Raw genomic sequence first — 26,317 nt, forward strand, 5'->3', positions numbered from 1 at the left:
ACGATCTCTTTACCTTCGGCCTCGATCGCGGTCCTCAGCAGGCATGTTGCCCATAGCGCTCCGCCACCTCGGCCAGCACGTCCGCCCCGTCGCGGGCCCACAGCGCCTCGTTGAAGATCTCCACCTCGATCGGGCCGTCGAAGCCCGCCGCCTCGACCTCCCGACGGAACGCCCGGAAGTCCACGCTCCCGTCGCCCAGTTGGCCCCGCCCCAGCAGCACGCCCGCCGGGAGCGGGGTGATCCAGTCGGCCAGCTGGAAGGAGTGGATGCGGCCGGCCGCTCCCGCGCGGGCGATCTCGGCGGGGGCCCGGTCGTCCCACCAGACGTGGTACGTGTCGACGACCACCCCCACCTGCTCGGCCGGGAAGCGTTCCGCGATGTCCAAAGCCTGGCCCAGAGTCGAGACCACACAGCGGTCCGAGGCGAACATCGGGTGCAGCGGTTCGATCGCCAGGCGGACGCCGCGCTCCGCCGCGTACGGGGCGAGTTCGGCCAGCGCGTCCGCCACCCGTTCGCGAGCGCCGTACAGGTCGCGGCTGCCGGGCGGGAGGCCGCCGGAGACCAGCACCAGGGTGTCCGTGGACAGGGCCGCCGCCTCGTCCACCGCCCGGCGGTTGTCGTCCAGGGCGCGGGCCCGCTCCTCCGGGTCCAGGGCGGTGAAGAAGCCGCCGCGGCAGAGGCTGGTGACGGAGAGGCCCGCGTCCGCGATGAGCCGTGCCGTGCGCTCCACGCCGTACGCCTGCACCGGCGCCCGCCACAGGCCGACCTTGCCGATGCCAGCCTTGGCGCAGCCCTCCGCCAGCTCGGGGAGCGACCACTGCTTGATGGTCTCCTGGTTGAGCGAGAGGCGGGACAGGTGTTCGTCGTTCATCGTGTGCCTCCGTTGACCGCCAGCAGCGCCCGCATCCGGTGGGCCGCCAGCTCCGGATCGGGGAACAGGCCCAAGCCGTCCGCCAGCTCGTACGCCTTCGCCAGGTGCGGCAGCGAGCGCGCCGACTGCGCTCCGCCCACCATCGTGAAGTGGTCCTGGTGGCCGGCCAGCCAGGCCAGGAGGACCACGCCCGTCTTGTAGAAGCGGGTCGGCGGCTGGAAGAGGTGACGGGAGAGTCCGACCGTCGGGTCGAGAAGGGCCCGGAAGCCTGCCACGTCCCCCGTGTCCAGCACCCGTACCGCGTGCGCCGCCAGCGGGCCCAACGGGTCGAAGATGCCCAACAGCGCGTGACTGAAGCCCTGTTCGTCACCCGCGATCAGTTCCGGGTAGTTGAAGTCGTCGCCCGTGTAGCAGCGCACCCCGCCCGGGAGCCGTCGGCGTACGTCGATCTCGCGGGCCGCGTCCAGGAGGGAGATCTTGATGCCGTCGACCTTGTCCGGGTGTTCGGCGATGACCTTCAGGAACGTGTCCGTCGCCTCGTCCAGGTCCGTGCTGCCCCAGTAACCGTCGAGCGCCGGGTCGAACATCGGGCCCAGCCAGTGCAGGATCACCGGCTCGGAGGCCTGGCGCAGGAGGTGCGCGTACGTGGACAGGTAGTCCTCCGGGCCCCTTGCCGCCCGGGCCAGTGCGCGCGACGCCATCAGGATCGGCTGTACGCCGTTCTCCTCGGCGAGGGCCAGTTGCTCCTCGTACGCCGACCTGACCTCGGCGAGGGCCGGCTCACCGGACGCCGGCAACTGGTCCGTGCCCACGCCGCAGGCGATCCTCCCGCCCACCGCCTTCGCCTCCGCCGCCGACCGGCGGATCAGTTCGGCCGCGCCCGCCCAGTCCAGGCCCATCCCGCGCTGCGCCGTGTCCATCGCCTCCGCCACGCCCAGGCCGTGCGACCAGAGGTGGCGGCGGAAGGCGAGCGTGGACTCCCAGTCGACGGCCGCCGGGTCGTCGGGGCTGATGTCCGCGTACGGGTCCGCGACGACGTGGGCCGCCGAGAAGACCGTACGGGAGGTGAGCGGCGCCCCTCCCGGCGCGAGGGCGAGAGGGGTCGTACGCGGCGTGTACGGGCCCTGGGGCAGCGGGACAGGAGCCGTCACAGCGTCAGCTCCGGGACCTCGAAGCGACGGCCCTCCGCCGACGACTTCAGCCCCAGCTCGGCGAGTTGGACGCCCCGCGCGCCCGCCAGCAGGTCCCAGGTGTACGGCTCGTCGAGAGCCACATGGCGCAGGAACAGCTCCCACTGCGCCTTGAAGCCGTTGTCGAACTCCTGGTTGTCCGGAATCTCCTGCCACTGGTCGCGGAACGACTCCGTCACCGGCAGGTCCGGGTTCCAGACCGGCTTGGGGGTCGAAGAGCGGTGCTGCACGCGGCAGTTGCGCAGGCCCGCCACGGCGGAGCCGTGCGTACCGTCGACCTGGAACTCCACCAGCTCGTCGCGGTTGACCCGCACCGTCCAGGAGGAGTTGATCTGCGCGACCGCCCCGCCCGCCAGCTGGAAGATGCCGTACGCGGCGTCGTCGGCGGTCGCCTCGTACGGCTTGCCGTGCTCGTCCCAGCGCCGCGGGACATGCGTCTGCACATGGGCCGTCACGGAGGTGACCTGGCCGAAGAGCTCGTGGAGCACGTACTCCCAGTGCGGGAACATGTCCACGACGATGCCCCCGCCGTCCTCCGCGCGGTAGTTCCACGAGGGGCGCTGGGCCTCCTGCCAGTCGCCCTCGAAGACCCAGTAGCCGAACTCCCCCCGGATGGAGAGGATCTCGCCGAAGAATCCGCCGTCGATCAGGCGCTTCAGCTTCAGCAGGCCCGGCAGGAAGATCTTGTCCTGGACCACGCCGTGCTTGATGCCCGCGTCCCGGGCGAGCCGGGCCAGGTCGAGGGCGCCCTCGACGTCCGTGGCCGTGGGCTTCTCGGTGTAGATGTGCTTGCCCGCCGCTACGGCCTTCTTGATCGCCTCGACGCGGGCCGAGGTGACCTGGGCGTCGAAGTAGATGTCGACCGTGTCGTCCGCGAGCACCGCGTCCAGGTCCGTCGACCACTCGGTGAGCCCGTGCCGGGCCGCCAGCTCCTCCAGGGCGTGGGCGCGGCGGCCGACGAGGACGGGCTCCGGCCAGAGCACCTCGCCGTCGCCCAGGTCCAGGCCGCCCTGCTCGCGGATCGCGAGGATCGAACGCACCAGATGCTGCCGGTATCCCATGCGACCCGTCACGCCGTTCATGGCGATGCGCACTGTCCTGCGTGTCACGAAGTTCCCTCCATACAGCCGTAGCAAGCGCTTTCTATACGAGATGACGCTAGCCTGCGGACAGCGGCCGGACAAGAGGGGCGCCGCACGTGACTCACGGAGGAAAGCGATGACAGTCACCCTGGCGGACGTGGCGGCCCGCGCCCGGGTGTCCCCGGCCACCGTCTCGCGTGTGCTGAACGGCAACTACCCGGTCGCCGCGTCGACCCGGGAGCGGGTCCTGCGCGCGGTGGACGATCTGGACTACGTGCTCAACGGGCCCGCCAGCTCGCTGGCCGCCGCCACGTCCGACCTGGTCGGCATCCTGGTCAACGACATCGCCGACCCCTTCTTCGGGATCATGGCGGGGGCCGCGCAGACCCAGATCGGCGGACCCGGGGACGGCTCCGGGCGGGCGGGCGGCGAGAAGCTGGCCGTCATCTGCAACACCGGCGGCTCCCCCGAGCGCGAGCTCACCTACCTCACGCTCCTCCAGCGCCAGCGCGCCGCCGCGGTCGTCCTCACCGGCGGCGCGGTGGAGAGCCCGGACCACCAGGCCGCCATGTCCGTGAAGCTGGCCAAGATGGCGGACGCGGGCACCCGGATCGTCTTCTGCGGGCGGCCCCCGCTCCCCGACGGGGACGCGCTCGTCGCCGCGCTCGCCTTCGACAACCGGGGCGGCGGGCGGCGGTTGACCGAGCACCTGATCTCGCTGGGCCACCGCAGGATCGGCTACGTCGCCGGGCCGCCCGAACGGACCACCACCCGGCACCGGCTGGAGGGCCACCGCGAGGCCCTGCGGGGCGCCGGACTCGACACGGTGCCCGAGGACGAGGAGCGGCTCACCGTGCACGGGCCCTACGACCGGCGCTCCGGGTACGAGGCCACCCTCGAGATACTGCGCCGCGAACCGGGCGTGACGGCGATCGTCGCCGCCAACGACACCGTGGCGCTGGGCGCTTGCGCCGCCGTACGGGACCAGGGGCTGCGCATCCCGCAGGACATCTCGGTGGCGGGCTTCGACGACCTGCCGTTCTCGGTGGACGCGGTCCCGGCGCTGACGACCGTACGGCTGCCGCTCTTCGAGGCGGGGGCGCGGGCCGGGCGGCTCGCCATGGGCAAGGAGAACCCGCCGCCTGGCGGAATCGCCACCATCGCCGCCGAGTTGATGATCCGGGGGTCGACGGCCCCGCCCCGGGTGGGGTGAGGCCCCCGGGGTGAGTCCCCCTGGGGCGAGGCCTCCGGTCGGGCTCAATCCGCTTCGCCGCGAGGCCGGTTGTCCGCCTTCACGCTACCGCCACGCCTTCCCCCGTCGGTACCTTCACCTGGCCGTCACACACGTGCCAGTCGGGGACCCAGCTCAGGAGCGGGCCGGTCGGAATGAACACCAGACACCTCATGGCCTTCGCAGAAGTCGCCACGTGCCCGGCCCTGGCCCGGGTCTGCGTCACGCTCGCGGCGCGGGGGGAGGCTCTTGCCCGGGTCTTCGGCCCCGGCGGCCTCTCCTACGGCCGGGATCTGCGGCGCAGAGTCGGCCGGGGCAGGGCTGTCCCCGGACCGCTGAACCAGGCAGGGCACTGAGCGCACCCAGCTGGCCCACGGGCCGGGAGCGAAAGATGGGGGCAACTCCCCCATGCGCCAGAGGAGTCCCCCCTCCAGGATGGTTCGTGAGCGGTCCGGTGGGCCGCTCCCGACCTGGGAGGTGCGATGGAGAAGGAACTGATCGGCAGCGGCGGTACGGGGGCCGCTGCCCGTCCCGCCCTCCCGGGCACGAACGGGTCCGTCGTGTCCGCCCGGTCCGCCGCTGCCGGGTCCCTCGCCTCCTCTCCGTCGGCCGCAGCGGCCGTCACGGCGGCGGAAGCCGCACGTACGAACCACCTCCCCACGAACGCGGCGAGCAAGCCGAACGCCACCGGCGCAGGCACCGGCGCTGGCAGCACCACGCCCGGCACCGGCCCCTGGTGGCTCCCCGGCGTCGTCGGGGAACCGCCCCTGTGCGAGCCCGACTGGGTCGCCTTCGTGCGGGCCGTCATCGCCGACGCGCCGCCCCGGGCCGTCGTCGCCGAGCGGGACTACCCCGGCCTCACCGGATTCGCCCTCGTCGTGGCCCCGTTCGCCGAGCGGGCCGCCGGGCGGCTGCTGACCTCACCGTCGAACAACGCCGTACGGGCCGGGAACGCCGTCGGGCTCGCCCCCGTACTGGAGGACTTCCGCTCCCACCTGGTCCGGCGGCTGGCCCGGCTCGCGGCCCGGACACTCGTGCTGGAACTGCACAAGGCGCGGCGGGCGGGACGGCTGGCCGGGGAGGCGCCCGAGGAGCGGTTCCGCGACTTCCTGCGGCGGACGGCGGGGCGGGACGGGCTCGCGGCCTTCCTCACCTCCTATCCCGTGCTGGCCCGCATCCTGGCCCGGACGAGCCTGGCCGCCGCCGACGCCTTCACCGAGATGCTCGGCCGGCTCGCCGACGACCGGGAGCTGCTGGCCGCCTCCGGTGTGCTGGGCGACCGGGGGGCGGAGGGCGCCGGTCGCGGGCCGGTGGCGCTGACCGGGGTCGAGGCCGGTGCGGGCGACAGCCACCGCGGGGGCCGCTCGGTGATGCTGCTGCGGTTCACCGACGGCACCCGGCTGGTCTACAAGCCGCGCCCGCTCGCGGCGCACCGGCACTTCAACTCCCTGGTGGAATGGTTCGGTTCGCTGCCCGGCACACCCGGCCTGCGGGCGCTGCGGGTGCTGGACCGGGGTGACTACGGGTGGGTGGAGTTCGTCGAGGAGCGGCCCTGCACCTCGACCGCCGAGACCCATCTCTTCTACCGGCGCCAGGGCGCGCTGCTGGCCCTGCTCCATCTGCTGGACGGCACCGATCTGCACCAGGAGAACCTGATCGCCTGCGGGTCGCACCCGGTCCTGGTCGATGTGGAGACCCTCTTCCACCCGCCGCTCACCCAGGCGCACTCGGCCGACCCCGCCGCCCGCGCCCTGCACGACTCGGTCCACCGGGTCGGGCTGCTGCCGCAGCTGCTGGTCGGGGACTCGGCGGCTCTCGACGTCTCCGCGATCGGCGGTGGCCGGGCCGCCTCCTCCCCGATCGAAACCGCCGACTGGGCGGACGCGGGCACGGACACGATGCGGCTGGTACGGCGCTCCGCGCGGTTCACCGAGTCCGCCAACCGGCCCCGGCTGGACGGGGTTCCCGCCGACCCGTCGGCGTACACCGACTCCCTCTGCGAGGGGTTCCGCGTCGGCTACACCGCCATCAGCGACTACCGCGACGAACTGCTCGGCAAGCGCGGCCTGTTGACGGACTTCGCGGGCGACGAGGTACGGGTCGTGCCCCGGCCGACCTGGGCCTACACCACGCTGCTGGACGAGTCGACCCACCCCGACCTGATGCGGGACGCCACCGAACGCGACCAGGTCCTCTCCCTGTTGCGCACCCCCGCCCTGGGCGTGCCGGCGCTGCCCGGGCTGGAGGACGAGGAGATCGAGGAGCTGTGGAACGGCGATGTGCCGGTCTTCCTCACCCGGCCCGGCTCCAGCGATCTGTGGAGCGGCACCGGGCGCGGGGTGCCCGTCGCACCCGGCCCCACCGGGCTCGCCCGGGTCGAAGAGAAGGTGCGGGCCATGGACTCGGTGGACCGCCAGGACCAGGAGCGGATCATCCGGGCCGCCATGGTGTCCACCTCCCCCGAACCGCCGCACCGGGCGGAGGACGGCACGCGGGCCCGTACGGCCGCGACGGCCCCCGAGCCGGAGCAACTCCTCTCCGCCGCACGCTCGGTGGGTGACCAGCTCGTCTCGCTCGCCTACCGGCACGAGACCCGCACCAACTGGATCGGCCTGGAGCTGCTGGGCGAGCGCTACTGGCGGCTCGCACCGATGGCGGCCGACCTCGCCGGCGGCTACACCGGTCCCGCGCTCTTCCTCGCCCAGCTGGCCGCCCTCTCCGGCGCCGAGCGGTACGCCGAGGCGGCCCGCGAGGCGCTGGCCCCGGTGCCCGGGCTGCTGGACGCGCTGCACGGCCGGGTGGACGACCTCGCGGTGCTGGGTTCGGGGGCCTTCGCGGGCCTCGGCGGCATCGCGTACGCCCTGGCCGAGGTGGGCTCGCTCCTCGACGACCTCACGGTCCTGGAGCTGGCGGGTCCGGCGACCCGGCTGGCCTGCGCGGCGGGCGCCGCCGAGAACGGGTACGGGGTGCGCGGCGGCGCGGCCGGCGGGCTGGTCTCGCTGCTCGCGGTGCACCGCACCACCGGCCGGGCCGAGGCCTGGCGGGGCGCCGAGCGCTGCGCCGAACGGCTCGCCGTCGCACCGCTCCCGGCCTCCGGGGGCTTCGCGGAGGGGGCCGCGGGCATCGGCTGGGCGCTGCTGCGCTTCTCCGCGGCGGGCGGCGGTGAGCAGTACCGTACGGCGGGACTGCGGGCCCTGCGCCGGGCGACCGTCGAGGTGACGGGGGGCCGGGCCTGGTGCGAGGGGGCCGCGGGAGTGGCCCTCGCCGTCGCGGACAGCCCGGACGCGCTCGCCGACCCGGACCTGTCCGGCTGGCTGGCGGAGCGGGCCGGAGAGCTGGCGGACTGCGCGCCGCTCGCCGACGACAGCCTCTGCCACGGCGAGCTCGGCCTGCTGGAGCTGCTCGGCCACCCGGCGCTGACCGGTGACCGCGCCCCGTGGGTGCGCCGGGCCGGGACGCTGCTGGCCGCCGCCGACCGGGAGGGGCCGCGCTGCGGGACCCCCGGACACGTACCGCACCCGGGGCTGCTCACCGGCCTCTCGGGCATCGGGCACGGACTGCTGCGGGCGGGGTTCCCCGACCGGATCGGCTCCGCACTGCTCCTCCACCCGTCCGCGGGGGTCGCCTAGACCGGCACCCTGCGACTGTTATCAGCCGTTCCGGCTCTTCACCGCGGACCGGCACCTTTACCCAACCCGTTGTCGACCTACTGTCAGAAACCCTTCTTTCAGCGTTCATTCGGTTCAGAATTCACTACTCGGCAGAGAATGAGGCAGAGATGACGCACATCAGCGAATCGGCGATGCAGGGATCCGGCACGTCCGCCCACGAGGGCGCTTACGACCACCCGGCCGGGCAGATATCCCTGGGTATCGGCGGCGGGCTGGGGATGCGCAGCAGACTCCTCAGCGCCTCGGAGGGCGAGGCCGGCAACACCATCGACCTTCCGTGGACCACCATGATTCCCCTTTAACCACTGTTCTGGGCCGCATTGTGACGTATTGAGCCACTGCCGGATGAGTTACGACTCAAGTAGCCTGCGGCCATGCGTGCCACTTCGCCGGTCATCGTCGGGCGGGACGAGGAGATCGGCCTGCTGAGCAGCGCCCTGGACGCCGTGCAACGGCGTTCAGGGCGCGCCTTGTTCTTCCTCGGCGAGGCGGGGATCGGCAAATCCCGGCTGGTGGGTGAGTGCGCCTACCGGGCCTACGGGCTGAACATGCCGGTGCTGCGCGGCCGTGCCACGTCGACCGGGCTCGTGGTCCCTTTCCGGCCACTCGTGGAAGCCCTCTCCTCCCGCTTCCGGGCCGCCGGCACCCCGACCGACCCCGAGCTGGCCCCGTACCACCCGGCGCTGGCCCGGCTGGTCCCCGAATGGCGCCAGGAGGCCTCCCCCGGCTATCCGGAGACCGTCGTGGAGCTGGCGGAGGCGTTGCTGCGGCTGCTGTCCGTGCTGGGCCGGGAGTCCGGCTGCGCGATCCTGCTGGAGGACCTGCACGACAGCGACACGGAGACCGTCGCGGTGGTCGAGTACGTCATCGACAACCTGGCCGACCTGCCGATCCTGCTCCTGGGGACGCTGCGCCCGGAGCCGGGGGCCGCACTCGATCTCGTACGGTCCGCGGAGCGCCGCCAGGCCGCCACCGTCAAGGAGCTGAAGCCGCTCGCCGAGGATCAGATGCGGGCGCTGACCGGTGCGTGCCTGGAGGCGGCGCCCGAGGAGATACCCCCGGTGGTGCACCAGCGGTTGGCCGAACGCGCGGGGGGCAACCCGTACTTGGTGGAAGTCCTGCTGGCCGACCTGCTGGACACCGATCAGTTGCGCCGGGCGGACGGCGGCTGGGAGGCGGCCGACGATCCCGGCGGGCCGGTCCCCTCAGGGATCGTACGGAGCTGGACGCGCAGACTCGACCGGCTGGACGAGCCGGTCCGGGAGCTGTTACTCGCGGCGGCCACCCTGGGCGGCCAGTTCTCGGTCTCCGTGCTCCAGACCGTCACCGGTTTCGAGGACCGGGCGCTCTTCACCCATCTGCGGTCCGCCGTCGAGGCGGGTGTGATCGCCCCCGACGGCGCCGCCCCCGACCGGTACGCCTTCCGCCACTCGCTGACCGCCGAGGCCCTGATCTCCTCGCTCGCCCCGGCCGAGCGCGCCTCGCTCGCCCGCCGCGCCGCCGTGGCGGTGGAGCACTCCGGGCACCCGCTCGACGAGGACGGGCAGCAGCTCGTCGCCTCCCTCCATCTGGCCGCGGGCAACCGCTCGGGCGCGGCCCTGCGGTTCGCGGAGGCCGGGAGACGGATGCTCGCCTCAGGGGCCCACGGTTCGGCCGTGGTGCTGCTGGAGCGGGCCTGCCCCCTGGCCGCCGACGCCGACCGGGCCGCCATCGCCGAGTCCCTGGCGGTCGCCCGGGCCGAGGGCGGCGACCTGGACGCCGCGCTGGAGCTGGCCGAGACGCTGCCTCCGGTGCCCGCGCGCACCGAGGCCGCCGACCGGCGCGGCGAGGTCCACGTCAAGATCGCCTGGGTGGCGGTGATGGCCGAGCGGGCGGCCGACGCGGCCCGTCAGATCGACGCCGCCCGCACCCTGCTCGGCCATGAGCCGGCGCCCGGCCGCCGGGCCGCGCTCGCCGTCGCCGACGCCCACCTGGCCCTGCTCCCCGGGCAGGAGCACCGATGCCCCTCGGAGACCGAGCGGGCCGCCCGCGAGGCTGCGGAGATCGCCGAGGCCGAAGGGCTGCCCGTGGTGGCCTGCCAGGCCTGGCAGCTGCTGGCGCTGCTGCTGCGCGAGAAGGGGTTCGACGAGGCGGACGCCTGTCTGGAGCGGATGCTCGCGCTCTCCACCGATCACGATCTGCCCGTCTGGCGGGTGGAGGCCCTGGTGCGGCTCGGGGCCAACGCCTTCATGCGGACCGGGGACGCCTCCCGGCTGCGCTCGGCGCGGGCGGCGGCCACCGAGCTGGGCGCGCTGCTGCTGACCCAGACGGTGGACGGGCTGCTCGCCATGAACACGGTGCTGTGCGCCCGTTGGGACGAGGCGCAGGAGATCATCGACCGTTCGCTGGAGGCCAGCGCCCGGGTCGGCAACCTCTCCGCCCACCGCTATCTGCTGCTCTCCGCCGCCACGATGGCCGCGCACCGGGGACGGCGGCGGGACATGGACCGCGCACTGGCCGCGTTCCGGCGGGCAGGCGGCGAGCAATCGCTTCTCGTGCCGCACCAGTTGGGGCTGTGCAAGGCGATCGGCGCGCTGCTGGAGGAGGACCGCGGGCGGGCGCTGGAGGGGCTGGACGCGGTGCAGGCCTGGGAGCGGGACCACCCCAGCTACTTCTACCTGAGCGGGAGTTACGGGCTGCGCCCCTTCCTGCGGGTGCTGGCCGGGGCGGCGGACCGGGAGGAGTACGAGGCCGTACGTGCCTCGCCGGGGGCCGGGCTGGCCTGGAACGGGCAGTTCCTGGAGCTGGCCGACGCGGTGCTGCTGGGCCGCTCCGGCGACCGGGCCGGGGCGGCCCGCCTGGTGGACGCCTTCGACACCCGCTCCACCCCCTTCCCGGTCGCCCGCCACCTCGGCCTGCGGCTGGTCGCGGACGCGGCCCAAGCCGACGGGTGGGGCGAGCCGGTCGCCTGGCTGCGGCGGGCCGAGGAGTTCTTCTACGGGGTCGGGGCGCAGGTGGTCGCCTCCGCGTGCCGGGCGGCGCTGCGGCAGGCCGGGGCGAGCGTCACCCAGCACCGGGGCGGCTGGGACCGCATCCCGCTGTCGCTGCGGACCAGCGGGGTGACTCCGCGCGAGTACGAGGTGTTCGTGCTGCTCCCGGAGCGGCCCGGCAACCAGCAGATCGCCCGGCGGCTCTCCATCTCGCCGCGCACGGTGGAGAAGCACATGGCCAGCCTGCTCAGCAAGACCGGGCGCGCGGACCGCTCGGCGCTGTGCGAGTTCGCGGCGGAGTGCGCGGTGGAGCCGGCCTGAGGCCGCACCCGTGCCCCCACAACATGGGGGCTCGGGGCGCTTTCGGTCGGGTCTACCGGCGGAACATGCGGGCTGTCCCCCGATGTGCCGGTCTGCGTACGGCTCCAGGATCGAAGGGTACGTACGGCAGTCTGCCGCCCGTCCCCGCTTCCGGAGGCCCGCTGATGATCCGACCTCCCGCCCGCCCGGCCCCCGGTGCGGTGTACTTCTCGCTCCTCGGTCCGCTCACCGCCGTACGGGACGGCCGTCCGCTCCCGCTCGGGCCGCGCAAACAGCGCCTCGTCCTCGCCACCTTGCTCGCGCGCCCCAACACCCCTGTGCCCGTCGACGTGTTGACCGACGCGGTGTGGCCCGACGACCCGCCGCGCACCGCGCGCAAGAACCTCCAGGTGTACGTGAGCGCCGCCCGCGCCCTGCTCGGCGGCGACGGACGGGACCGGGTCGTCCACGGCTGCGGCGGCTACCGGCTCACCATCGACGAGGGCGAGCTGGACACCCTGCGCTTCCGCTCGCTGGCCCGGGCCGGGCGGGCCGCCGGTGAACGCGGCGACCTGCGGAGCGCCGCCCGGCTGCTGCGGGAGGCGCTGGACCTGTGGGAGGGGCCGCCCCTGAACGACCTGCGGGACTCCACCGGGGTGGCGGAGGAGGCCGAGCGGCTGGAGGCCCGCTGTCTGACCGTGTACGAGGACTGGGCCGAGACCGAGATCGAACTCGGCCGGGCCGGCGTCGCGGTGGACGGCCTGCGCGATCTGGTGGAGCGCCACCCGCTGCGGGAGCGGCTGCGGGTGGCCTGGATGAACTCGCTGCACCAGTCGGGGCGGCAGGCCGAGGCGCTGGCGGTCTACGACGACTACCGGCAGCTGCTGGCACGGGAGTTAGGCCTGGAGCCGAGTCCGGCGATGGCGGCCCTGTACCGGGCGATGCTGGGCCGGGGCCGCACCGCCCGGCCCCAGGCGGCCGGCCGGGACACCGCGCACGGCACGGCACTGCCCGCCGCGCCCCGGCACTTCACCGGCCGCCGCGAGGAACTGCGGGAACTGCTGACCCTGTTGGGCTCCCCGGACGAGCGGGTGGTGGTCGTCTCGGGGCCCGCCGGGTCCGGTAAGTCGGCGCTGGCGCTCCGGGCGGCCCATCTGCTCGGTGACGGCTTCCCCGACGGGCGCTTCCACGTCCGGGTCCGGCGCGAGGACGGCTCGGCCCGCACCCCGGCCGAAGTCCTGGGCGAGCTGGGCCGGTCGTGCGGGGTGCGGGTCCCGACGGTTCCGGCGGTGCCGGCCGGTCCGGAGAGCGGCCCGGCGGCGGTGTCGCAGGGCGCGGAGGACGCCTGGCAGCTCTGGCTGTCGCTGCACCGGGCGCTGGTCGTCCTCGACGACGTACCGGACGAGGCTTTCGTACGGGGGCTGCTGCCCCGGTCCGGGCCGTCCTCGGTGGTGCTCACGGCACGCGGTCAGCTGGCGGGCCTGGCTCCCGTGCACCGGATCGCCCTGGCGGCCCTGGCGGACGGCGAGGCGCTGGAGCTGCTGGGCAAGCTGATCGGCCCCGGGCGGCTGCGGACCGACCCGGCGGCGGCCCTGCGGATCGTCCGGGCCTGCGGGGCGCTGCCGTTGGCGGTCGGGGTGAGCGGGATGCGGCTGGCGGTGCTGCGCCATCTGCCGCTCGCGGAGTACGCGGACCGGCTCGGCGATCCGTCGGCGGCCCTGGACGAACTGGTCGCCGGGGACGTCTCCGTACGGCTGCGGATGGCGTCCGGCTGGGAGGACCTGTCGCCGGACGGCCGGCGGGCGCTGGGGCGGCTGGCCGGGCCCGCGCAGGAGGGCGGCTTCACCCTGCACGGGGCGATAGAGGCGCTGGGGTGCGGGGAGCGGGCCGCGATCCGCACCGTCGAGTCGCTGATCGACGCGGGGGCGGTGACCTCGCCGACCGGCGAGGTCACCGCCCATGCCGCGCTCTACGAGGTGCCGCGGCTGCTCTGTCTGTACGCGCGCGAGCGCGAGGGGGCGCTCATCCCAGAGTGAGGAGCTCCAGCAGTCCCGAGCCGCCGATTCCGGCCACCTCGCCCGTCCGGCCCGCCCCGCCTGTTCCGCCTGTTCCGCCTGTTCCGTCTGTTCCGCTCGACAGGAAGTCCAGGGACAGCAGCAGTCCGGCCGCGCCCGTCGCCAGGTCGGCGGAGCAGCGCCGCAGGGTGGCGCCCGGGACGAGCAGCCGGTCCTCGTCGGCGATCAGGTGCCAGGTCAAGTTGGTCACGGAGGCCAGGACTTCGGGCCCCGTACGGCCGTCCGGTGACAGCTGGCCCGCCGCGGCGGCCAGTCCCGCGCGCCCGGTGAACAACCCCGGCTCGCGGACGAACTCCATGGCGCAGCCCGCCCGTACCCCGGGGATCAGGGCGCTCAGGGCGGGGTGTTCGTGCCGGGCCGTGTACGCCTGGGCCACCAGCGCGACGCCCGAGCTGCCCTGGTTCAGATAGAGCAGATGGCGTCGGCCGTCCCGCACCTGGATCGTGCCGTCGTCCATGGTGACCAGATGTCCGGCCTCCCGCTCCAGGGCGGTCCGTGCCGCCTCGCGCAGCCACGACTCACCGGTCAGCGCGTGCAGTTCCAGGTGGAGCAGGGCGGCTCCGCTCAGCCCGCGCAACAGCCCCGCCGACTCCGGCAGGCGCATCCCGTCCACCGATCCGCCCCGCGCCAGCCGGTCCAGGTCCCGGGCGGTGCGCAGGGCGGCGTCGACCAGTCCGGTGCCGGGGGCCGTGGGGCCGCCGGCCCGGGCCAGGCGCAGCGCGGCGAGGGCGAGGCCCGCGCGCCCGTCGAACAGGTCGGCCGACGCGGGCGGCGGCGCGGCGGACATCGCCCGGTCCCACAGCTCCCGGCCCGCCTCGGCGCGGCCGAGCAGCGTGAGCACCAGGGCCGTGCCGGGCAGCCCGTCGAAGAGACCGCCCGCCTCGGCGGGGTCCCTGCGGTACGCGGCGTCGGCGAGCCAGTCGGTCCACTCGACGGGGACGGGGGCGCCGGTGCGGTGGAGGGCGTACAGGACACCGGCCGCGCCGTGGGCGAGGTCGGTCCCGCCGGTGGCGAAGAGGCCGGGAGCGCCCGGGAAGAGGCGGTCCGTCCGCTCGGGGGTGGCCCCGGCGTGGATCCCGGCGAGCAGGCGGGCGCGGATCTCCGCCCAGTCCACGTGCGGCTCGAACAGGGCGGCCACCTCGGCCTCGCGCCGCCGTGAGGCGTCCAGGCCGTGCAGCAGGGCGGGCCTGGCCGGACCCGCGTCGGCGGAGAGTCCGTACCTGCGGCGGGCCCAGCTCTCCAGCGTGAGTGCCTTGGCCCGCTCAAGGCCGGCCATCTCGGTGAGTGGCATCAGCATGGTGAGCCAGGTCGCCCAGAGCGCGTACGCGTCGGCCTCGGCGCCGGGGGTGCCGGGGGGTGCCTGGAGGCCCTGGGCACCGGCGAGCGGGGTGTCCTGGTCGTCCAGCCCGGTGGCGTACTCGAAGTCGACGAGGGCGATACGGCCGTCGGGCCGGACGATGATGTTGGAGGGGTGCAGATCGCCGAAGCGCAGCCCGCGCGCGTGGATCGCGTCCAGCGCCCGGGAGAGCTCGCCCGTCATCGCCTCGGTCCAGGCGACGTAGGGCGCGAGGTCGTCGGCGGTCACCGCCCCGCGTACGAGGGCGAAGCGGGCGACGATCTCGTCCAGGAGGGTGTGCCCCTCGATGTGCTCCTCGATCAGGAAGTGGTGCTCCCAGACCGTCCGTACGCCGTACACCCGCGGAACGCAGTCCAGCCCGGCCAGCGCCGTCAGCGCCCGGTGCTCGCGGTGCAGTCGGGTGACCGCGTCGTCGCCCGCGCCGTCGAGGCCGCAGTGCGGACGGGCCTCCCGCAGCACCACGCGGCGGCCCGTGTCCCGGTCCTCGGCCAGGTAGATCCCGCCCGCGTTGGAGAACTGGAGGGCCTCGGTGACCGTGTAGGGGAAGGTGTCGTCGCGGGCGGCGGCGCGCGCGGCGAGGTGCGGGCGCAGGAACGGCGGCACCTCGACCCAGGAGGGCGTGCGGAAGACGACGCCGCGTTCGTCGGGAACCAGGTTCCCGGAGGGGTCGCGCAGGGCGAGGACCCGGCCGCCCTCGCCGTCGTCGCACCAGCGGGGCACATAGGCGCCGTAGCGCGTGTACACCGGGGCGTCGCCGATGCGCAGGTCGCTGAGGATGTACGGGCCGCTGCGCCCGGCGAGGGCCCTGGAGAGTTCGTCGGCCAGGGCCAGGAAGGCCGCTTCGTCGGGCGGGTAGACGGCGATGAACTTGCCCGCGCCGCTGCGGTTCATGTGCTTGTCCGCCATCAGCGACAACGCCCGCGCGCTGCGCAGGAATTTGAACGGTACGCCGTGGCGCAGACAGATCCGGGCGGTGTCCCGCAGAGTGGCCTCGGCCTCGTCGGGGACCGTGGAGACATGGATCTTCCAGCCCTGCTCGGCGAGTCGGGTGTGCTCGGGCACCAGGGAGGTCCACAGGCCCGCGGCCGACCGGCGCCAGCCGGCGGGGGGCGGGTCGGTGTCGAGGCGGTAGCGGGAGTCCGCGTCGGGCAGCCGGTCCGGGGTGTCGTAGTACGTGCGGTCGGCGAGGCAGTAGAGCTGGGTTTCCTGGACGGCTGGCACGCTCGGCTCTCTCTTCTCGAAGGGGGCGAAGGCCTCTCGAAGGGGGTCGGGAGGGGTCAGGTCCCGGGGGTGGCGTGCTTGGCCGCGGGCGCCACCGGCTCGGTCGGCTCCGGCTCGTGGGCCGGAGGCGCCGGTTCCGTACGGGCCGAGGCGGCGAAGGTGACCACGAGCGCCGACACGGCCAGGACGCACCCGGTCAGGGTGAAGGCCCAGCGGGCGCCGAACGCCATCAGCAGCGCACCACCGGCCAGCGGCCCGAACGGCTGGACCATGGAGGACAGGAACCCGGCCGCGCTCTGCACCCGGCCCACCTTCTCCTCCGGGGTCACCACCAGCAGCTTCGACAGGAACCCGATGCTGGCGACCGTCGACAGGAACATGCACAGCGCGCACATCAGCCCGGCCACCAGGGGCCGGCTGAGCCACGCCATCACGCCGGCGGCGGCCACACAGGTCCAGCAGGTGGCGACGATCAGCACCCGGGAGTGCCGGGCGGGTTTGATCCTCGGCGCGAACAGCGCCCCGGCCAGGGCCCCGGCGGAGACACAGCTGATGACGAAGCCGCCGCCGATCCCGGAGCGGCCTCCGTCGGAGAAGGCGGTCAGCGCGATGAAGGTGAGGGAGCCGAAGGCGAAGTTCATGCCCAGGCCGAAGATGAGCAGGACCGTCCGCAGGTAGGGAATCTGCCACAGGAACGTGAGGCCTGCCGTGAGTTCGCGCTTGCTGAACGCGGAGCCCGCCGCCGTCCTGGCCCGCGAGCGGGTGCGTACGAGAGCCACGCAGACGGTCGACGCGAGCAGGCCGAGCGCCTCGACGGCGAACGGCAGCGCCGGGTGGAGGCCGAAGAGCGCACCCCCGACGAGCGGCCCGACCAGCCGGGCCGTCTGGGTGCGCGCCTGGAGCCGTGCGGTGGCGGTGCCCATCTGGTCGGCCGGGACGACCGCGCGCATCAGGCCGAAGACGGCGGGCGCGTAGACGCTGCTGATCACCGCACCCGCCGCGGCGACGAGCAGGACGAGCGCCATGGGGGCGTGCCCGTACAGGACGGCGATGGTCAGGGCGGTGACGACGGTCAGGCTGCCGACGTCGCACAGCCTCATCAGCCGGCGGCGTTCGATGCGGTCCGCCATCACCCCGCCGGGCAGCATGGTGATCAGGACGGCTCCCACGGACACCGTCCCGACAGCACCGGCCTGCACCGGGGAGCCGGTCTCCTTGAGGACCAGCAGGGGAAGGGCCAGGGCACTCATCTGCCCGCCGAGGACCGCGAAGAGGCCGCTCAGCCAGAGCAGCCGGAAGTCCCGGTTTTCGCGTAGCGGCTTGGTCATCGTGGTCTCCCGGTGGTGGGCGGGGGGGTCGGTCGGTGGTCCGTTCGGCGGGGTGGTGTCCCGGGGGTGGTGTCCGGGGGTTCCGGGGGGTGGTGTCCGGGGGTTCCCGGGGGTGGTGTCCGGGGGGGGTGACTTCTCCTGAGGTGCCGTTCGGGTGGGCGGGCGCGGGCCGGAATCGACGGCGGGGCGGCTCCGTCGTGACGGAACCGCCCCACATCACCGGCCGGCCGGGCGCCACGGCGGGGAGAGCTGTCTCAGCCTCCGTGGCGCCGCCCCGGTGCGGCCCGGTCAGTTCTCCATGACGACGCTGAGCACGCTGACGCAGCTGCCCGGCGCCACGACCTTGTCGACGGACGTCTCCTGGAGGTCCAGCACGGAGTGCGCCTCGACCTCGGCGGACTCGTTCTCGTTGTTCTCGTCGGCGGCGGGCTTCGTGTTCTCGGACATGGTGGTCTCCGTCCACTCGTCACTGCTGGACCCGGAATCCGTGGGATGCGTACCGCGGTCTCCGGTGCGGCGGGCCGGTGCCTGCCGTTGCCGAGAAAGTTAGGAGCGCCGGCCTCGAAGACGCTTCGGCGCCGGTATGGCGGCGGTATGGGGCCAGCTCGCCGGCCGTGGACCCGTGCGCCGGGCCCGCCTGGCGGGTCCCCGCCCCCTCCCTGACCTGCGCCCATACCGTCGCCGAAGCATCCGCAGACCGCCGGTGAACCGGTACGTCGCAGCCTGGGCGGGCGCGCACCGGCCCCTGGAGTACGGGCGCGCCCCGGCCCCGAAGGAGGCGGCCCGTATGGAACTCGCCGAACTCGTCGGACTGCGGCCCTTCCCGGCCGCCGGTCTGCTGCTCGGCCTCACCCGCCGCTGCCCCCTGCGGTGCGGGCACTGCTCCACCGGGTCGGACCTGACCGTGCGGGAGGAGCCGGACGCGGACCGGCTCCTGCGTTTCGTCGGCTCGTTCACCTCCGAGAACCGCCCGGACGTCGTCATGCTGACGGGCGGGGAGCCGCTGCTCCTGCCGACGCTCGCCGGCGAGCTGAGCTTCCTCGCGCGCCGCGCCGGATCGCGTACGGCGGTGCTGAGCGGCATGTTCTTCGCCCGCTCCAAGGAGATCCCGCCCGCGATCCTGCGCGCGATCGCCCAGGTCGACCACTTCTCCGCGAGCCTGGACGTGCACCATGAGCGGGAGGTGGCGCGCGCCGACGTGTTCCGGGCGCTGCACCGCATCCGCGAGTCGGGTGTCTCCGTCAGCTTCCACCTCACGGGGACCGGGGCGGACGATCCGTATCTGGCCGACATCACCCGCGCCATCGACCAGGAGTTCGGCGGCCGGGTGCCGTCGCTGGTCAACGAGGTGCGGCCGTTCGGCCGGGCCGCCTCCTGGGCCCGGCCCGCACGCGGCGGCCCCGACCCGTCGGCGGCGGCGCCGTGCTCCATGGCCGCCTGGCCGGTGGTCGCCTTCGACGGTACGGTGCTGGCCTGCTGCAACCAGGACACGGTGGACCGGCGCCCCGCCCCCGCCCATCTGGACCTCGGGCACATCGGCTCCGACGACTGGGAGACGGTACGCCGACGGGCCCTGGAATCACCGGTGTTGCGGATGATCCGCACGGTCGGGCCCGCCCATCTGGCCGCCCGCTCAGGCGCCGCACCCCGGCCGGGCTCCTACTGCGACGGCTGCCGGGCGCTGGGCGGGGACGAGGCGGTGGCGGCCGGGGCCCGGGCGGTGGCGGCCGGACCGGCGGGCGCGCTGCTGGACCTGGCCGCCGCGCAGCGCGGTGCGCTGGGCGGGCCGGAGGGGGTCGTCCGGCGGCACGGCTGCTCGGCGTACGCCCCGCTGGTCGGAGCCCGGGGCGCGGGGAGCACCCGGTGAGCATCACCTGGACGAGCACCTCCGCATCGACCGCCACAGCCGCGAACACCGCCACCGCGACCGTCTCGACGCGCCTGCGCACCAAACTCCTGCTCCTGGAACCGGAGTTCCGAGGCGCCACCACCCATATGTGGCGCGCTGAGGGGCTGGTGGACCGCTACCGGACCTACCTGTCCACCATGCACGCCGTGATCCGGGCCTCCGTACCGCTGATGGAACTGGCCCTGTGGCGCGCCTCCGACGACCCCGGTGACCCGCTGTCGGAACCGCTGTCCGCCTACCTGGTGGAGCACATCCGCGAGGAGGCCGGGCACGACGCCTGGCTGCTGGAGGATCTGGTCGCGGCGGGCGCGACAGCCGGGGACGCGCCCGGCCCGTTGCCACCGCCGGACGTGGCCACCCTCGTCGGCCCCCAGTTCTACTGGATCGAGAACCACCACCCGGTGACCCTGCTCGGCTATATCGCGGTGCTGGAGGGGTACGCCCCCGCCCCCGGGCTGACCGACCGCATCGCTTCCCTGACCGGGCTGCCCGCCGCCGCCCTGCGGACCGTACGGGAGCACGCGGCACTCGACACGGACCATCTGGACGAGCTGTACGCGCTGCTGGACCGGCTGCCGCTGACCCGGGACCAGGAAGCGGCCGTCGCGGTCAGCGCGCTGCACTCCCTCGACGCGCTCACCCGGCTGTTCGTCCGGCTCGGGCGCTCCGCACCGGCGCCGTCGCTGCGGGGAGCCGGACCCACCTCACCGACGGGAGTCACCCCATGACCGGACCGCCGCAACCACCGCCCACCGATCCCGAACAGCTGCCCACGGAAGCCGTGTTGTACGAGGCGGGGTTCCCCGTGGACCTCCTCACCGAGGAGCAGCGCCAGGTGCTCGGCGAGCTGTCACCGCAGGAGCTGACCCTGCTGCTGGACGTCAAGAGCCGGCTGGACGCGGTGGGCCCCGAGGTCCAGGCCCACGGCGAGATCGCGGGTGGCGCGCTGTTCTAGGGGCTTCCGTCCGGATCGGCCCGCGAGCCCGGCCTGATCCGGACGAGAGGCCCGGCCCGCGCCGGGGGCGCCCGCGCCAGGACGGGGGTCCGGCGCGGGCGCCCCCGGGACCGGATCAGCCACCGCCCCCTCTTCCGGGGCGAGTTGGACCAGGAGAGTTGAGGACCCGCCATGACCTGCCCCTCGTGCCGACAGGAGCTTCCCTCCACGGCCCGGTTCTGCTCGTCCTGCGGGACGCCGTGCGCCGGTCCGGCCGCTGCCGCCCCCGCACCCGTCCCGCCTCCGGCCGAGGACGAACGCAAGCCGGTGACCGTGCTGTTCTGCGATCTGGTGGGCTCCACCGCCCTGTCCGGGGTGCTGGACCCGGAGACCCTGCGCACGGTGACCCTGCGGTACTTCGAGGCGATGAGCGCGCAGATCGTGGCGCGCGGCGGCACCCCGGAGAAGTTCATCGGGGACGCGGTCATGGCGGTGTTCGGCGTGCCGGTGGTCCGTGAGGACGACGCCCGGCGGGCCCTGGCGGCGGCGCTCGGGATGCGCCGGGCGCTGGACGCCCTCAACGAGGAGCTGGACGCCTCGCTCGGCATCCGGCTCACCACCCGGGTCGGGGTCAACACCGGTCAGGTGGTGGCGGGTTCGGATGCCACCGCCCGGCAGGCCCTGGTCTCCGGGGAGGTCGTCAACATCGCCGCCCGCCTTGAGCAGAACGCGGGTCCCGGCGAGATCCTCATCGGCCCGCAGACCCTCCTCGCCGCCGGCCCCACGGTGCAGGCCGAGCCCACCGGCCCGCTGCGGCTCAAGGGCAAGCGGGAGAGCGTGCAGGCGTACCGGCTGCTGGCGCTCGGGGCGGACGACCCCGAGCTGCTGCGCCGCTTCGACGCCCCCTTCGTCGGCCGCACCACCGAACTGGACGCGCTGAGAAGGGCGTTGGCCGAGACCGTACAAGAGGACCGCCCGGGTCTGCTGCGGGTGACCGGCGAGGCGGGCATCGGCAAGACCCGGCTGGTACGGGAGTGGCTGACGCGCCACGGCGGCGCGGGCGCCTTCGCGTACGGGGCGGGCCGCTGCCGCACCTACGGGGACCACGGCACGCTGGCGCCCCTCGCCGACGCCGTACGCTCGCTGCTCCCGCCCGCCCTCGCCGCCGGGGACGAGGCGGTCGACGACGCGATGGCCCTGCTCACCGGGGGTCTGCTCCGCGACGGCACCCCCAACGCGCCCTTCGAGGACATGTGCGCCGCGCTGACCGTCGTCCTGACCCGGACGGGCCGGGAGCGGCCGGTGGTCCTGGTCCTCGACGACTGGCATGCGGCGGCGCCCCTGCTGGTCCGGACGGTGGACCGGCTGACGGGCGCGGCCGGGCCCGCGCGCACCCTGGTGATCTGCGCGGGCCGGCCGGAGGAGGACCGGGGTGCGGGCGCGGCGGGCGGGCGGCGGGGGCACCTCCAGCTCACCGGCCTCCCCCGCGAGGCGGCGGCCCGGCTCGCCGCCGGTCTGGCACAGCTCGACGGCCGTCCCGTCCCCGCCGACGACCGGCTCCTGGCCCGCTCGGAGGGCAATCCGCTCTATCTGGAGCAGCTGCTCGTCGGCGACCGGGCCGCCGCCCCGACTCCGGAAGGGGAGCTTCCGCCCACCCTCCAGGCCCTGCTGGGGGCCCGGATCGGGGCGCTGGCCCGGGCCGAGCGCGGGGTGGTGGACCTGGCCGCCGTGATCGGCCGGGAGTTCGCGGCGGCGGAGCTGGTGCGGCTGGAGCTGGCGGTACGGACGGCGGAGCGGCCGGACGCCCCCGGCCCCCGGGATCTCGGCGGCGTCGACGAGGCGCTCGCCGCGCTGGCCCGGCGGCGGCTGGTGGAGCCCGCGCCCTCCGGGGCCGGGGAGTCGTCGGCGTACCGCTTCAGCAGTGGTCTGGTGCACGAGGTCGCCTACGCCTCGCTCTCCAAGCGGGCCAAGGCGGAGCGCCACGCGTGGGCGGCCGAGCTGCCGAGCGTGGAGCGGACCGGGGACGGCGCGGTCGGCGGCCATCTGGAGCGCGCCTACCGCTACCGCGCCGAGCTGGGGCTGCTGGACGACCGGGCCCGGGCGCTGCGGGACCGCGCCGCCGCCGCGCTCGGCCGGGCCGGGGCGCAGGCCGCCGCCCGGTCCGACCTGCACTGGGCGCACGGGCTGCTGGAGCGGGCGGTGGAGCTGCGGCCGGAGGCGGCGCGGGCGGTGCTGGGGCTCGGTGAGGTACGGGTGGCGCTCGGCCGGACCGAGGAGGGTGCCGAACTGCTGCGCACGGTCAGGGACTTGGCCACCACCCCCGTGGAGTCCGCGCACGCCCGCCTGGCGCTGGCGGTGCTGGACCCGGCGGCGAGCCCTGGCCCCGCCGCCACGGCCCGGGCGGTGCTGCCGGTCTTCGAGGCGGCCGGGGACGCGATCGGCCGGGCCCGCGCCCATCTCCGCCTCGCCCAGCAGCTCCAGCAGTCGGGCCGCCACGAGGAGGCGGAGCGCGACCACGCGCGGGCCCTGGAGCACGCGGTGGCGGCCGGGGCGGAGCCGGAGCGGGCCGGGGCGCTGGGCGCGATCGGGATCTCACTCTGGCGCGGGCCCGTCCCGGTGCCGGAGGCGGTGGAGCGGTGCCGCGCCCTGCTGGCGGCGCACGGTTCGGGCCGGCCGACGGTCCGGGTGACGCTCAACTGCCCGCTGGCCGTGCTGTACGGGCTCCAGGACCGGCCCGACGAGGCGTACGCCTGCCTGGCCGAGGCCGAACGGCTGGCCGGGAAGCTGGGGTTCGCGGAGGCGGAGGTCTTCCTGCCGGTGTTCCGGGCGACGGTGGAGGCGCTGCTCGGCCGGGACGCGGAGGCCCTGGAGCTGCTGGCCAGGGCGGACACGGCGGCCCGGCGCATGGGGGCCGCGGGGATGCGGACGGCGCTCGCGCTGGACGCGGCCCGGCTGGAGCTGGACGCGGGCCGGGCCGACCGGGCGGTGGAGTGGCTGGCGGGCATCGGTGGCGCGTCGGGGCTGAGCCGCGCGGACGCCGTCGACCTGGAGGGGTTGCGGGCCCGGCTGGCGGCCCCGGACCGCCCGGACGAGGCGCTGCACCACGCCGACAGGGCCGTACGCGCATCCCTGCTCACCGACTCACCGCTGGTCCAGGCCTCCGCCGAACTGGACCGGGCCCGCACGCTCGCCGCGCTGCACCGCACGGCCGACGCGGTGGCGGCGGCCCGGAGCGCCGGGGAGCACTTCGCGCACAAGGGCCACCTGCCGGGGACCCGCCGGGTGGCGGCCTTCCTCGGAGCGCAGACAGGACCCCCGGCCATGGCCACGACGAGCACGACGAGGGAAGGGAGCTGACCGATGGGCACCACGGAAGCGACGGCGACAGCCGGGACGAGGGCCGCGCCCGGGCAGGGCCTCACCTGGAGTCTGCGCGGGCGCGGCCCCGAGGACGTGCCGGTACTGGGCGATCCGGGGCCGCCGGGCGGGCAGCCCGCCGGGCCCGCCCTGGGGCGCGGCGTCCGCGTCTGCGTGGTGGACTCGGGGGTGGAGCGCGACCATCCGCTGGTCGGCGAACCGGCCGCCTCCTGGGTGGTCGTCAAGGACGCGGAGAGCGGCGAGATCACGGTGGAACCGACGACCACCGGCGATACCTGCGGCCACGGCACCGCGTGCGCGGGCATCATCCGCCGGACCGCGCCGGAGTGCGAGATCCACAGCGTACGGGTGCTGGGTGAGCGGTTCTCCGGGACCGGGGACATCCTGATGGCGGGGCTGCGGTGGGCGGTGGAGCAGCGGTTCGACGTGGTGAACCTGAGCCTGTCGACGACCCGCACCCGGTTCGCGCAGGAGCTGCACTCCCTCGCGGACTCCGCCTACTTCGCCCGTACGGTGATCGTCGCCTCGGCCCACAACACCCCGGTGGAGAGCTTCCCGTGGCGGTTCGCCTCGGTGATCTCCGTCGGCAGCCACCAGGAGGACGACCCCGACCTCCACCTCTACAACCCACAGCCGCCCGTGGAGTTCTTCGGGCCGGGCCAGAACGTCACCGTGCCGTGGCTGGGCGGCCGGACGATCCGCACCACCGGGAACAGCTTCGCCACGCCGTACGTCGCCGGGCTCTGCGCACGCATCCTCTCGGCGCACCCCCGGATGACGGCCTTCCAGCTCAAGAACGCCCTTTATCTGTCGGCGGCCAACGTGCGGCACGAGCCCGCCGCCGCACACCCGCGTCCCTCAACAGCGGCAGGAGATACCCGCGATGACTCCGAAGACTGAATCCGCCCCCGCCCCCTTCACTCCTGCCGACGCGCCCCGCGGCGAACTGCTCCAGTCGGTCGTCGACGTGGCCCGGGCCATCTTCGGCGCTGCGGCCAGCTCGGTCCTCCTGCTGGACGAGGAGGCGGACGAGCTGGTGTTCCAGGCGGTGTCCGGGGAGGGCCAGGAGTTCCTGGTGGGCCGCCGGTTCCCGGCCGGGCGCGGCATCGCCGGCTGGGTGGCGACCTCCGGCGAGCCGATGGTGGTGGACGACCTGGCCGACGACCCGTCCTTCGACCGCTCACTGGCGGAGTCGACGGCGTACGTCCCGAACTCCCTGATGGCGGCCCCGCTGATCAGCGACGCGCGCGTCCTCGGCGTCCTGGAGGTGCTGGACGCGTCACCGCAGGCCCGGAGCAGCGTGCGGGAGCTGGACCTGCTGGCGATGTTCGCCCGGCAGGCGGCGGCGGCCCTGCGGGTGATCACCCCGGAGCCGGTGGCGGTCTCCGCCGGTCGGGTGCTGGACGGCGCGGAGCGCGAGGACGCGCTGCGGCTGCTCGGTAGCCTGGAGCAGGTGCTGCGGGGCACCGCATAGGGGCCCGCACGGTGGGCAGGAGCCGGGAGAAGGCGCCGGACCCGCTCCCGCGCGGCCACGATGGAAGGACAGGCACGTGAAGCTCGCTTTCTCCACTCTCGGGGTGCCGGGGATGCCGGTGGCCGAGGTCGTACGGCTCGCCGCCGAGCACGGTTACCGGGGCGTGGAGCTGCGCGCCCACCCCGAGGAGCCCGTGCACCTGGGCCTCTCCTCCCTCGAACGGGCCGATGTCGTCGAGGTGTTCAAGGCGGCCGGGGTGGAGATCCTGACCGTGGCCGGGTACGTCCAGGTGGCCTCCGAGGGCGACGACGAGGCGATCTCCGCCGAACTGGCCGAGCTGGTGAAGCTCGCCCGGGACCTGGGCGCCCGCTACGTCCGCGTCTTCCCCGGCGGCGGCGACCAGGACCCGGCGGACGCCGACGCGACGGCCGCCCGCCGCCTGGGTTCCGCCGCCCCGGCCGCCGCCGACATAGGCGTCACCATCCTGCTGGAGACCCACGACACGCACCGCGCGGGCGCCGACGTGGCCCGGATCGTGGGCACCGTCGGCCACCCCAGGATCGGCGCCATCTGGGATGTCCTGCACACCTGGCTGTCCGGCGAGGACCCCACCGCGAGCCACGCGGTGCTGGCCCCGCACCTCGGCTACGTACAGGTGAAGGACGTCGCATCGGCGGACGACCTCACCCCGCTGCCCCTGGGCGCGGGGGTGCTGCCGCTGGCCGCCTGCCTGGAGCCGCTGGGCCCGGAGACATGGGTGTGCTGGGAGTACGAGAAGCGCTGGCACCCGGACGCGGCGGACCTCCCGGGGCTGCTGGGCGCGGGCCGGGAGCATCTGCTGCGGGTGGGGGCACCGAAGGGGTAGGGGCCGCGAGCGGCGGCTGCGAAGCGGTAGGGCGTACGGAGCCGGGCGCCGCAGGGGTGACGGCCCGGCGCCCGCCTGTCGGCCTGGTCAGCGCCACCCCGCCGACCAGCAGCACCGCCGCGCGCCGCCGCAGTGGGCTCACCGGCTCGCCCAGGAACAGGGCGGCCGAAGACATCCCGACGACCGGGACCGGCAGGCATAACGGGGCGACGGACGAGGCCGGGTGGTGGCGGGGCGGGAAGCCCCAGGCGCCGAAGCCGAACACCGTACTGACCCAGGCGATGAACGGGATGATCGCCACCCCGCTCCAGTCCAGCGCGGCCAGAGCCGCCACGTCGCGGCCCCAGCCCTCGATGAGGAGCGAGAGGCCGAGCAGCGGTAGGACGGGCACGGTCGAGGCCCGGACCGTGAAGGCGAGCACGCCCGGCGATCACGGCGGCGGTCTCCGCGCTCCAGGCCCAT

19 protein-coding genes and 1 pseudogene are annotated in these 26,317 nt (G+C 74.7%); 13 read left to right on the forward strand and 7 right to left on the reverse strand.

From position 1 onward, the window contains the following. Positions 1-34: 34 nt before the first annotated feature. Genes D6270_RS10800 through D6270_RS10810 form a run of 3 tightly spaced genes read right to left on the reverse strand, consistent with a single transcriptional unit; the run spans position 35 to position 3,170 of the window. Positions 35-871, reverse strand: a complete 837-nt coding sequence (locus tag D6270_RS10800; protein WP_109165606.1) for a sugar phosphate isomerase/epimerase family protein — start codon at positions 869-871, stop codon at positions 35-37. Continuing rightward, on the reverse strand, positions 868-2,022 hold the full coding sequence (locus D6270_RS10805) for a dihydrodipicolinate synthase family protein (RefSeq protein WP_109165605.1): 1,155 nt from the start codon (positions 2,020-2,022) through the stop codon (positions 868-870). Before D6270_RS10805 ends, D6270_RS10800 begins: the two co-directional genes overlap by 4 nt. After that, the gene (locus D6270_RS10810) at positions 2,019-3,170 is read right to left on the reverse strand and encodes a Gfo/Idh/MocA family protein (protein ID WP_109165604.1); all 1,152 of its coding nucleotides are present in this window, start codon (positions 3,168-3,170) and stop codon (positions 2,019-2,021) included. The genes D6270_RS10805 and D6270_RS10810 overlap by 4 nt, the downstream gene beginning before the upstream one ends. A gap of 109 nt (positions 3,171-3,279) precedes the next feature. On the opposite strand from D6270_RS10810, the gene D6270_RS10815 reads away from it, so the two are divergent. The 6 genes from D6270_RS10815 (at position 3,280) to D6270_RS10840 (ending at position 13,350) form a co-directional block, all read left to right on the forward strand. Then, the gene (locus tag D6270_RS10815; protein ID WP_109165603.1) at positions 3,280-4,356 is read left to right on the forward strand and encodes a LacI family DNA-binding transcriptional regulator; all 1,077 of its coding nucleotides are present in this window, start codon (positions 3,280-3,282) and stop codon (positions 4,354-4,356) included. A 191-nt stretch (positions 4,357-4,547) separates the two neighbouring features. Further along, positions 4,548-4,730 (forward strand): hypothetical protein, encoded by a 183-nt coding sequence (locus D6270_RS10820; protein WP_158650499.1) that lies wholly within the window; start codon positions 4,548-4,550, stop codon positions 4,728-4,730. A 126-nt stretch (positions 4,731-4,856) separates the two neighbouring features. Continuing rightward, a complete protein-coding gene (locus D6270_RS10825) occupies positions 4,857-8,003 on the forward strand; it encodes a type 2 lanthipeptide synthetase LanM family protein (RefSeq protein ID WP_109165601.1) in 3,147 nt (1,048 codons plus the stop codon). Between the two features lie 149 nt (positions 8,004-8,152). Continuing rightward, the gene (locus tag D6270_RS10830) at positions 8,153-8,347 is read left to right on the forward strand and encodes a hypothetical protein (RefSeq protein WP_109165600.1); all 195 of its coding nucleotides are present in this window, start codon (positions 8,153-8,155) and stop codon (positions 8,345-8,347) included. Between the two features lie 72 nt (positions 8,348-8,419). Continuing rightward, positions 8,420-11,335 (forward strand): helix-turn-helix transcriptional regulator, encoded by a 2,916-nt coding sequence (locus D6270_RS10835; protein ID WP_109165599.1) that lies wholly within the window; start codon positions 8,420-8,422, stop codon positions 11,333-11,335. 164 nt (positions 11,336-11,499) lie between these two features. Further along, positions 11,500-13,350: an AfsR/SARP family transcriptional regulator gene (locus tag D6270_RS10840; RefSeq protein ID WP_109165598.1), complete on the forward strand. Its 1,851-nt coding sequence runs from the start codon at positions 11,500-11,502 to the stop codon at positions 13,348-13,350. Here D6270_RS10840 and lanKC read toward each other — a convergent pair. From lanKC to D6270_RS32940, 3 genes are all read right to left on the reverse strand, one after another. Next, positions 13,337-15,967: a class III lanthionine synthetase LanKC gene (lanKC, locus tag D6270_RS10845; protein ID WP_109165597.1), complete on the reverse strand. Its 2,631-nt coding sequence runs from the start codon at positions 15,965-15,967 to the stop codon at positions 13,337-13,339. The two genes, D6270_RS10840 and lanKC, sit on opposite strands and share 14 nt — an antisense overlap. 56 nt (positions 15,968-16,023) lie before the next feature. After that, entirely contained in the window at positions 16,024-17,295 is a 1,272-nt protein-coding gene (locus tag D6270_RS10850) for an MFS transporter (protein WP_109165596.1), read from the reverse strand. 288 nt (positions 17,296-17,583) lie between these two features. Next, the gene (locus D6270_RS32940; RefSeq protein WP_202418325.1) at positions 17,584-17,742 is read right to left on the reverse strand and encodes a hypothetical protein; all 159 of its coding nucleotides are present in this window, start codon (positions 17,740-17,742) and stop codon (positions 17,584-17,586) included. Between the two features lie 340 nt (positions 17,743-18,082). On the opposite strand from D6270_RS32940, the gene D6270_RS10855 reads away from it, so the two are divergent. The 7 genes from D6270_RS10855 to D6270_RS10885 all read left to right on the forward strand — a co-directional run bounded on the left by D6270_RS10855 (position 18,083) and on the right by D6270_RS10885 (position 25,855). Then, complete coding sequence (locus D6270_RS10855; protein WP_109167500.1) at positions 18,083-19,162, forward strand: radical SAM protein; 1,080 nt, start codon at positions 18,083-18,085, stop codon at positions 19,160-19,162. Beyond that, complete coding sequence (locus tag D6270_RS10860) at positions 19,159-19,932, forward strand: iron-containing redox enzyme family protein (protein WP_382772373.1); 774 nt, start codon at positions 19,159-19,161, stop codon at positions 19,930-19,932. Before D6270_RS10855 ends, D6270_RS10860 begins: the two co-directional genes overlap by 4 nt. Next, positions 19,929-20,159: an aroma-sacti cluster domain-containing protein gene (locus D6270_RS10865; RefSeq protein WP_109165595.1), complete on the forward strand. Its 231-nt coding sequence runs from the start codon at positions 19,929-19,931 to the stop codon at positions 20,157-20,159. The genes D6270_RS10860 and D6270_RS10865 overlap by 4 nt, the downstream gene beginning before the upstream one ends. Before the next feature lie 171 nt (positions 20,160-20,330). Continuing rightward, the gene (locus D6270_RS10870; protein ID WP_109165594.1) at positions 20,331-23,495 is read left to right on the forward strand and encodes an adenylate/guanylate cyclase domain-containing protein; all 3,165 of its coding nucleotides are present in this window, start codon (positions 20,331-20,333) and stop codon (positions 23,493-23,495) included. Positions 23,496-23,498: 3 nt separating this feature from the next. After that, a complete protein-coding gene (locus tag D6270_RS10875) occupies positions 23,499-24,416 on the forward strand; it encodes a S8 family peptidase (RefSeq protein ID WP_109165593.1) in 918 nt (305 codons plus the stop codon). Next, positions 24,400-24,990, forward strand: a complete 591-nt coding sequence (locus D6270_RS10880; RefSeq protein WP_109165592.1) for a GAF domain-containing protein — start codon at positions 24,400-24,402, stop codon at positions 24,988-24,990. The genes D6270_RS10875 and D6270_RS10880 overlap by 17 nt, the downstream gene beginning before the upstream one ends. 76 nt (positions 24,991-25,066) lie before the next feature. Next, on the forward strand, positions 25,067-25,855 hold the full coding sequence (locus tag D6270_RS10885; protein ID WP_109165591.1) for a sugar phosphate isomerase/epimerase family protein: 789 nt from the start codon (positions 25,067-25,069) through the stop codon (positions 25,853-25,855). Here D6270_RS10885 and D6270_RS32945 read toward each other — a convergent pair. After that, positions 25,809-26,282: pseudogene (locus D6270_RS32945) on the reverse strand (EamA family transporter); the annotation flags it as partial. The gene D6270_RS10885 and the pseudogene D6270_RS32945 sit on opposite strands and share 47 nt — an antisense overlap. Positions 26,283-26,317 lie beyond the last annotated feature (35 nt).

This window comes from Streptomyces griseus subsp. griseus, assembly GCF_003610995.1.
Classification (GTDB): Bacteria; Actinomycetota; Actinomycetes; order Streptomycetales; family Streptomycetaceae; genus Streptomyces.

Bases quoted from the DNA above. Each gene is read 5' to 3' on its own strand.
- D6270_RS10800 (WP_109165606.1), bottom strand. From the start codon at position 871: ATGAACGACGAACACCTGTCCCGCCTCTCGCTCAACCAGGAGACCATC.
- D6270_RS10815 (WP_109165603.1), top strand. From the start codon at position 3,280: ATGACAGTCACCCTGGCGGACGTGGCGGCCCGCGCCCGGGTGTCCCCG.
- D6270_RS10820 (WP_158650499.1), top strand. From the start codon at position 4,548: ATGGCCTTCGCAGAAGTCGCCACGTGCCCGGCCCTGGCCCGGGTCTGC.
- D6270_RS10825 (WP_109165601.1), top strand. From the start codon at position 4,857: ATGGAGAAGGAACTGATCGGCAGCGGCGGTACGGGGGCCGCTGCCCGT.
- D6270_RS10830 (WP_109165600.1), top strand. From the start codon at position 8,153: ATGACGCACATCAGCGAATCGGCGATGCAGGGATCCGGCACGTCCGCC.
- D6270_RS10835 (WP_109165599.1), top strand. From the start codon at position 8,420: ATGCGTGCCACTTCGCCGGTCATCGTCGGGCGGGACGAGGAGATCGGC.
- D6270_RS10840 (WP_109165598.1), top strand. From the start codon at position 11,500: ATGATCCGACCTCCCGCCCGCCCGGCCCCCGGTGCGGTGTACTTCTCG.
- D6270_RS10850 (WP_109165596.1), bottom strand. From the start codon at position 17,295: ATGACCAAGCCGCTACGCGAAAACCGGGACTTCCGGCTGCTCTGGCTG.
- D6270_RS32940 (WP_202418325.1), bottom strand. From the start codon at position 17,742: ATGTCCGAGAACACGAAGCCCGCCGCCGACGAGAACAACGAGAACGAG.
- D6270_RS10855 (WP_109167500.1), top strand. From the start codon at position 18,083: ATGGAACTCGCCGAACTCGTCGGACTGCGGCCCTTCCCGGCCGCCGGT.
- D6270_RS10865 (WP_109165595.1), top strand. From the start codon at position 19,929: ATGACCGGACCGCCGCAACCACCGCCCACCGATCCCGAACAGCTGCCC.
- D6270_RS10870 (WP_109165594.1), top strand. From the start codon at position 20,331: ATGACCTGCCCCTCGTGCCGACAGGAGCTTCCCTCCACGGCCCGGTTC.
- D6270_RS10875 (WP_109165593.1), top strand. From the start codon at position 23,499: ATGGGCACCACGGAAGCGACGGCGACAGCCGGGACGAGGGCCGCGCCC.
- D6270_RS10880 (WP_109165592.1), top strand. From the start codon at position 24,400: ATGACTCCGAAGACTGAATCCGCCCCCGCCCCCTTCACTCCTGCCGAC.